Below are 7,444 nucleotides of genomic sequence, written 5' to 3'. Positions count from 1 at the left end.
TCTCCATGCCCAACTGGATGGGTTCATTCCTCTGACAAGAGTATAGAGGTGGCTAGAAAGGCAGTTAAGAGCAATTTCTTCCCACTTATTGAATTTGAAAATGGCAAATTAAAAATCAATGTGGAAAATAAAAATCCTATAAGTGTAAAGGAATTTTTACAATTATCAGGTAAATTTAAGCATTTCACAGAAGCTGATTTCGAAGAAATACAACAGGAAGTCGATGCTAGAATGGCACTTATTAGAAGTTTAGCTATATAGAGTTTAGGTAGGTGGATTTATGAATAAAAGAATGTTGATTATGAATATGGGCTCTACATCTACCAAAATATCTGTATACGATGGATATGAAAAGATATGGGTGGAATCTATAGTACACCCGAGAGCCGATGTTGAAAAATATTTAAAATATAAGGATCAGTACGAATATAGAAAAGAAAAGGTAATCCAAAAAGTGGAAGAAAAAGGAGAGAAATTGGAGGACTTTTTCGCATTTGTAAGTCGTGGAGGAACTATAAAGCCAGTATCAGGGGGAACATATGAGATAAATCAGAAGATGATCGACGATGCGTGGTCAGGGCTTTACGGTGAGCATCCATGCAATATAGGCGGAGAAATAGCCTACGAATTAGCAAAGGAATACGGAGTGAAGGCATATACAGTAGATCCACCTGCATGCAGTGAAATTTGTGATGAAGCAAAAATCTCAGGACTTCCAGAAATAGAGAGATACGAATCCTTCCAAATGCTAAATCACAGAGCTATGGCTAGAAAGGCATGTGTGGATAAAAATGTAAATTACGAGGATGTAAATCTAATCGTAGTCCACATGGGCGGAGGAATTTCTGTAGCAGCTCACCAAAATGGAAAGATAATAGATGTAAATAACGCACTTGCAGGTGACGGACCGATGGCAATGGAGAGAAGTGGACAGCTTCCTACTGGAGATTTGATAAAGCTTTGTTATTCAGGAAAATATTCAGAGCAAGAAATGATTAGAAAGGTAAATGGCAGAGGCGGTATAGTAGCGTATTTAAACACTACAAATGCCCTTGAAATAGATGATAGAATTAAAAACGGCGACGAATACGCGCTAAAGATAATTAAGGCACTAGCTTACCAGGTTGCAAAGGAAATCGGAGGGATATCCACAGTTTTATATGGAAAAGTAGACGGTATAGTTTTAACTGGCGGTCTTGCAAATTGGACAAGACTTGTGGATATGTTGAAGGAAAGAGTATCTCATCTAGGTGAAGTCTTAGTGTATCCAGGGGAAAATGAAATGGAATCACTTGCTTTTGGTGTTATGAGATGTGTAGAAGGCGAGGAGGAAGTTAAGATTTACGAAGGTTAAGGCGCAAAAGGTGGAGTTTAAGAATGAAAAATTTAAAGGACTTAGTTGAATTAGCTAAGACAAAGGATAAAAAAATAATTTCTGTGGCGTGCTGTCAGGACAAGGAGGTGCTGACAGCTGTGGAAAACGCCAGACGCCTAGGAATAGTCGATGCAATATTAGTTGGGGATATAGATAAGACTAAGGAGATTGCAGATGACTTAGGCATAGATTTAAATAAATATGAATTAATTGATATCAAGGATTTAACTGAGGCTTGCTTAAAATCAGTCAAGCTAGTTTCTTCAAATAAGGCGGACATGGTTATGAAGGGATTAGTGGATACATCGATTATTTTAAAGGCTGTTTTGAATAAAGAGGTCGGGCTTAGATGTGGAAAAATCCTAAGCCAGGTTTCTATCCTAGATATTCCTAGCTACGACAGATTGATAATACTATCTGATCCAGCTATGAATATAAGCCCAGATTTAAATGCAAAAAAACAAATAATAGAAAATGCTGTAGAAGTAGCAAAATCAATGGATATAGAAATGCCGAAAGTAGCATGTATCTGTGCAAAGGAAAAAGTAAATCCTAAAATGCCAGATACAGTTGAGGCAAAAGAATTGGAAGATATGTGTAAAAATGGTCAAATTAAAGATTGTATAGTTGGCGGTCCTTTGGCGCTCGACAATGCCATATCTATAGAAGCAGCTAAACATAAAGGTATAGACAATCCTGTAGCAGGCAAAGCAGATATTTTACTAATGCCTGATATAAAAGCAGGGAATGTACTTTATAAATCAGTGGTATTTTTCGCAAAGGGAGATACTGCTGGAATAGTTATGGGAGCCAAAGCACCGATAGTATTGACTTCTAGAGCAGATAGCGATATTGCTAAGTTAAATTCAATCGCTCTAGGGGTATTAGTTGCTTCAAAATAAAATAAAAGTATTTAGTAAATTATTTAAGATTTAGTCTTTCTATACAATCGGCTGGTTTTTCTATAATTTTCTAGGACGCTCACAAAATTTTGTGGGCGTCCTGTTTTTGTATTAATGAATAAGTTTCTGTTTTATTAGGTTAATTATAGCTCCTCTATGATACGAGTGGATAGTTTACCTTTGTAACAGTTCTCGGATTTTTTCGATCCACTGATCATAATTGTCTTTTTTTAGAATACCATAATCAAAAGGATATTTGATTTCTGCACCTCGGCAAATGCGGTTAAGGGTTTTATTTAGGAATATTATTGTATATTACTTAAGGAATTGCTCATAGAAACCAAAATTCAGGAAAGCCTCTCCTACGCCACTGAGCAATCTGTTAGGTAGTGCCAGGGTGAAGAAACTGATGACAATCATCCAAGGTATCATCCATTTCAAGCACTTCCAGTTAAAGTTTTTTGTCTTTATGATGGTTCTCCATCACAAAGTGCAGAGAGGTAGGAACATGAAAATACAGGTGAACCATCCGGGAGCATAGGGAACAGCAAGTCCTGCATCGTGGAAAAGTACATAAGACTTTAATGCTATGATTGTGTGTAGCACAAATTCAACAACTCCGAAGAAGGAAAGAAGTCCCACTGCCCAGGATCTGTCTTTATGCTTGATAAAATTAAATGCTAGAATCACCAAGACGGTACAATTCATGAGCATGACATTGAACTGTGTTTGTTGGCCACCGGTAAAGACTTCAAATATATAATGAAAGCCCGCCGGATAAATGCGTTCTTCAAACATGTGAAACACAAAACACATTAATAGGATTCCGTGGATCAGTGTATATTTGCTTATATTGGCTCTGTTTGCATACAGGTAAAAGCCGACTGCACCTACCATTGCAAAGGCAAGATACAGCCAAAGGTTTTGTAGAAATTCCATAAGATAAGCTCCTCTCAAAAAGTATTTGAATTACAAGACATTGTGTCTTATAATCGATTATAGAATGTTTTGATTTACGCATCAAGGTACAATATGGAGGAAAATGTCTTATGAAGAAGCAACCGGAAATAACAAATGCCACAAGAAAGAAAATAATAGATTCCTTTTGGATGTTGCTCCAAGAAATGGAGATAGAAAAAATTACAGTAAACCAAATCTCGGAAAAAGCAGGAATTCATAGGAGCAGTTTTTATCGTTATTATTCTGATATATATGCTGTATTTGAAGAGTTTGAACATCAATTACTCACATCTATAAGCACAGAAATAGAAGAGATTAGAAAAGATATCGTAACAAAGGATTTAAAAAAATATATAAACAAGACAGCGACAGTGTTGATAAAATATGCGGATAAGCTATATCGTTTGCTAAATAACAGTTGTGGTGAGGGATTAAAGAAAAAACTTTTGGAAAATCTTAGAAGAAATATAATGATAATGTTTGACCTGTCAGATTCCCAAGAAGATATAGATTACTATGTTACCTTCATTGGAACGATGATGTTGATGAATTTGAATTATTGGTATGAACGTCAGGATCAATATACTTATCAAGAAATCAATGCAAAAGGACAAATGATTGTTGAAGAGGGATTGATGAAATTGCAGATGCAGGAGAAAAGCAATGTTATAGATTAAGATAGCAATTCTTGAAGAATTTTGAATGTTTTACGCACGGTTCTGATTATATGATATGGGAAAATCAAAAAATAACGATTTATATAATTGTGCTACAAAAAAATTTATAGTATGATAAAAGTGCATTTATAAATAGATGTAAAAAAATACAAAAGGAAAAAGGATGAATATGGAAAAAAGAAAAGAAACAAGTTCTAGTATCAGTAACATTTATCAGTTAGACGGACGTGTTCCTGTAGCTAAAGCGATTCCATTTGGATTACAGCATATACTTGCGATGTTCGTAGCCAACTTAACTCCAATTATGTTAATTGGGGCTGCTTCAGGCTTAGCACAGGATCAAATTACCATGCTATTGCAAAACGCTATGTTTATGGCAGGGATTGCAACATTAATTCAGTTATATCCTATTGGTAGAGTTGGCTCAAAATTGCCGATTGTTATGGGTGTAAGCTTTACATTCGTCACAATTTTATCTTACATAGGTACTCAATATGGGTATCCAACTGTTGTAGGTGCGGTTATCGTAGGCGGTATTTTTGAGGGTATAATAGGTCTATTTGCAAAATACTGGAGAGGAATTATCACACCAGTTGTTTCAGGTCTTGTAGTTACGACTATAGGTTATTCTCTATTAACTGTCGGTGTTCGTTCATTTGGTGGAGGGTATACAGAAAACTTTGGTTCTGCACAAAACCTTATGCTTGGATTAATTACATTAGCTGCATGCCTATTATTTAATATTTTTGCAAAATCATATTGGAAGCAATTATCTGTATTATTTGGTTTATTAGTGGGATATGTGGTTGCAATTTTCTTAGGTGTTGTGGATTTATCAGGAATTTTATCTAACGGCATAATAGCATTCCCTAGAATTTTACCGATAGCACCAGAGTTTAACATCAATGCAATTGTATCTGTGTGCATTATATTTATGGTTTCAGCAGCTGAAACTATAGGCGATACATCTGCAGTAGTTGCAAAGGGATTAGACAGAGAAATTACAGAAAAAGAAATCTCAGGCTCTCTTGCATGTGATGGATTTGCCAGCTCTATAACAGGCTTATTTGGATGTCCACCAGTTACATCATTCAGTCAAAATGTCGGTCTAATCGCTATGACAAAGGTAGTAAATAGATTTACACTTATGACAGGAGCAATTTGCATGATTCTTGCAGGATTTATTCCTCCAATAGGTGCATTTTTCAGCTCTATTCCAGATTCTGTACTAGGTGGATGTACAATAATGATGTTTGGTACAATTATGGTAAGTGGTATTGAAATGCTTGCACGTGCAGAATTTACTCAAAGAAATATTATAATTACAGCACTATCTTTGGCAGTTGGTATAGGATTTACTTCTGCTAGTGAAATAGCTATTTGGGGAATTTTCCCTAAGATGGTTCAAGATGTATTTAGCGCAAACTGTGTAGCAGTAGTATTCGTTGTATCTATTGTCTTAAGCTTAATACTTCCAAAGAACATGGAAATAGAAAAAATAACAGATTAATAATTAAATACATAAAATTAGAGTGAAATATGATAGGAGCACCGAAGTTTATCGATGCTCCTATATTTTGGTATACGAGGAGGATAAAATTAGTGAGGAATTTTAATAAGAAAAAAATAGGAATAATAATATTATTAATTGTGGCAATATTAGCAGTAGGCTATAAAATGGTATTGGCACCGACATTGTACAACAAGTACATGGAGGAAGGAAATTCTTGTTTAACACAAAAGCAATACGAACAGGCAATAGAGGCTTTTGACAAGGCCATTAAGGTAAAATCAAAGGATACAGCTGCAAGGATACAAAAATCTAAGGCATATGTAGGCAAAAATGAATTCCAAAGCGCTGTAGAAATATTAGAAGACGCACAGAATTTGGACAGAAAGAACGAAGAATTACTTTTAGAAATAATAGATATAGCAGTAACTATAGACGGTGGGACTGCTTACGACTTTTTAGACATATTTGTGCAGGAGGTAGGTGAAGCTAATTTATCTACTAATATAAGAAATCTATTAAATTCAGCAAGTGAATCTCCAAAGCCAGCTCAAATGGATATTTCTGAAGGAAAATACTTATCTTCTATCTGCGTGAAATTAAATAAAGACAGAATGAATATAGGTCATAGCTATTACTATACAATAAATGGAGATACACCAGATCAAAATTCACAAAAATATATGGGAAATATCTGTATTTCTAATACGACAACTATAAAAATAATTGGCTATAATAAGGATGGGCAATCTACAGAGGTAGTTACTTTAAATTACACGATAGATCAAGCTATTCTAGACGAAATTAAAAATAATATAGAAGCATCTAAAAAGCTAATTTCAGAGACAAAAACTGGAACTGATGTAGGAAGTATCCCTGAAAAAAATAAAAAAGAGCTTCAATCTATTCTAGATAAGGCAGAGACATTTGTAAACAGTGAATCGATAAAATACGATGCTGCATGCGATATCAACAAGGAAATTGAAAATGCAATTAAACAATTTAAAGACAACATAGTAAAGCCTGTGGATAAAAGCGAATTAAAAAGCTACATAGATAAAGCTGAGAATCTATACAATAATTCAACAGAAGGAAGCAAAACAGGACAGTATAAGTCTGGTTCAAAATCAAATTTAAAAAAATACATAGACGAAGCTAACAAGGTTTACAGTGAAAAAGCATCTACACAAGAGGAGGTTGACAGTCAAGTTTCAAAATTAAAAAATGCAATAGATGTATTTAATCAAAATAAGATAAAGCAAACTTCTAGTGTAGAGCAGAAAATATTAGGAAAATACATAGTATTTAACAATGATGATGCAGGATTAGGAATTTGTAAATTTACAAAAAATGAGCTTAAATGTGGATATATGGCATCAGAAGGAATTGATGGAAGAATACTATCTAGAAGAGAATCTGGAAACACAGTTTATTATACAACTCCAGATGGAGAGATAACTGTTCAATTACTTGATAATAATACTGTAAATTTTGGACAAACTAGATGCAAATTATTAAATGCGTATCAATTGATAGGAATAGTTTACGATAGATGGCCTGATATGGCTAATTATGATTATTTACGTTATTTTGGAGTGTCACAATCTGAGATAGATTATTTCTATTCTCATTAGTAATTGGAGGTAATTTATGCGTTAAATTCTATAAATTTGCATATATAATATCGAGATTTTTGTAGAAAATATAAGTAAATCGATTATAAAGGAGAAGCAAAATGAACAATAAATGTACACAAAGATGCCAAGATTGTAGATGCAGAAATAATAGAAATGCAAATATGAATTTAACAGATAAAACAGACTCTAATCACAAAACTGCAACTGACAACCAATGGTCTTCTGAGTCAAACCAAAACCAAATGAACGATCAAATGAATGACGAAAGAAATAACCAAATGAACGATCAAAGAAGCAATCGAATGACAGATCAGAGATCGAATAGACAATTTAGATAAATAAATGTGGAAAATTGCCAAATTACAATATGCTAATTTGGCAAT

At 34.1% G+C, this 7,444-nt stretch carries 7 protein-coding genes and 1 pseudogene; 7 read left to right on the top strand and 1 reads right to left on the bottom strand.

What is annotated here, in order from left to right; genetic code table 11:
• The 3 genes and pseudogenes from ACI3VO_RS01685 to ACI3VO_RS01675 form a co-directional block, all read left to right on the top strand.
• Window positions 1-261: pseudogene (locus ACI3VO_RS01685) on the top strand (thiamine pyrophosphate-dependent enzyme); the annotation flags it as partial.
• Window positions 262-280: 19 nt separating this feature from the next.
• Window positions 281-1,354 (top strand): butyrate kinase, encoded by a 1,074-nt coding sequence (gene buk, locus ACI3VO_RS01680; RefSeq protein WP_439756244.1) that lies wholly within the window; start codon window positions 281-283, stop codon window positions 1,352-1,354.
• A 23-nt stretch (window positions 1,355-1,377) separates the two neighbouring features.
• On the top strand, window positions 1,378-2,277 hold the full coding sequence (locus ACI3VO_RS01675; RefSeq protein ID WP_439756243.1) for a phosphate butyryltransferase: 900 nt from the start codon (window positions 1,378-1,380) through the stop codon (window positions 2,275-2,277).
• A 483-nt stretch (window positions 2,278-2,760) separates the two neighbouring features.
• On the opposite strand, the gene ACI3VO_RS01670 is transcribed toward ACI3VO_RS01675, so the two are convergent.
• Entirely contained in the window at window positions 2,761-3,216 is a 456-nt protein-coding gene (locus ACI3VO_RS01670; RefSeq protein ID WP_439756242.1) for an HXXEE domain-containing protein, read from the bottom strand.
• Between the two features lie 110 nt (window positions 3,217-3,326).
• Between ACI3VO_RS01670 and ACI3VO_RS01665 the strand changes: the two genes are divergently transcribed.
• From ACI3VO_RS01665 to ACI3VO_RS01650, 4 genes are all read left to right on the top strand, one after another.
• Window positions 3,327-3,914, top strand: a complete 588-nt coding sequence (locus tag ACI3VO_RS01665; RefSeq protein ID WP_439756241.1) for a TetR/AcrR family transcriptional regulator — start codon at window positions 3,327-3,329, stop codon at window positions 3,912-3,914.
• 169 nt (window positions 3,915-4,083) lie between these two features.
• Entirely contained in the window at window positions 4,084-5,424 is a 1,341-nt protein-coding gene (locus ACI3VO_RS01660) for a uracil-xanthine permease family protein (protein ID WP_439756240.1), read from the top strand.
• Between the two features lie 92 nt (window positions 5,425-5,516).
• Window positions 5,517-7,058, top strand: a complete 1,542-nt coding sequence (locus tag ACI3VO_RS01655) for a chitobiase/beta-hexosaminidase C-terminal domain-containing protein (RefSeq protein WP_439756239.1) — start codon at window positions 5,517-5,519, stop codon at window positions 7,056-7,058.
• 101 nt (window positions 7,059-7,159) lie between these two features.
• Window positions 7,160-7,399, top strand: coding sequence for a hypothetical protein (locus ACI3VO_RS01650; RefSeq protein WP_439756238.1), 240 nt, complete (start codon window positions 7,160-7,162; stop codon window positions 7,397-7,399).
• Window positions 7,400-7,444: the final 45 nt, after the last annotated feature.

Origin of the sequence: Intestinibacter sp. (assembly GCF_051866655.1) — a bacterium.
Classification (GTDB): domain Bacteria; phylum Bacillota; class Clostridia; order Peptostreptococcales; family Peptostreptococcaceae; genus Intestinibacter.
Note: the sequence above shows the minus strand (reverse complement) of the source record. Positions and strands in the feature narration are given on the sequence as shown.

What these genes read in the sequence shown, in the direction of transcription:
- ACI3VO_RS01670 (WP_439756242.1), bottom strand. Translation starts at nt 3,216, where the DNA reads ATGGAATTTCTACAAAACCTTTGGCTGTATCTTGCCTTTGCAATGGTA.
- ACI3VO_RS01665 (WP_439756241.1), top strand. Translation starts at nt 3,327, where the DNA reads ATGAAGAAGCAACCGGAAATAACAAATGCCACAAGAAAGAAAATAATA.
- ACI3VO_RS01650 (WP_439756238.1), top strand. Translation starts at nt 7,160, where the DNA reads ATGAACAATAAATGTACACAAAGATGCCAAGATTGTAGATGCAGAAAT.
- ACI3VO_RS01660 (WP_439756240.1), top strand. Translation starts at nt 4,084, where the DNA reads ATGGAAAAAAGAAAAGAAACAAGTTCTAGTATCAGTAACATTTATCAG.
- buk (WP_439756244.1), top strand. Translation starts at nt 281, where the DNA reads ATGAATAAAAGAATGTTGATTATGAATATGGGCTCTACATCTACCAAA.
- ACI3VO_RS01675 (WP_439756243.1), top strand. Translation starts at nt 1,378, where the DNA reads ATGAAAAATTTAAAGGACTTAGTTGAATTAGCTAAGACAAAGGATAAA.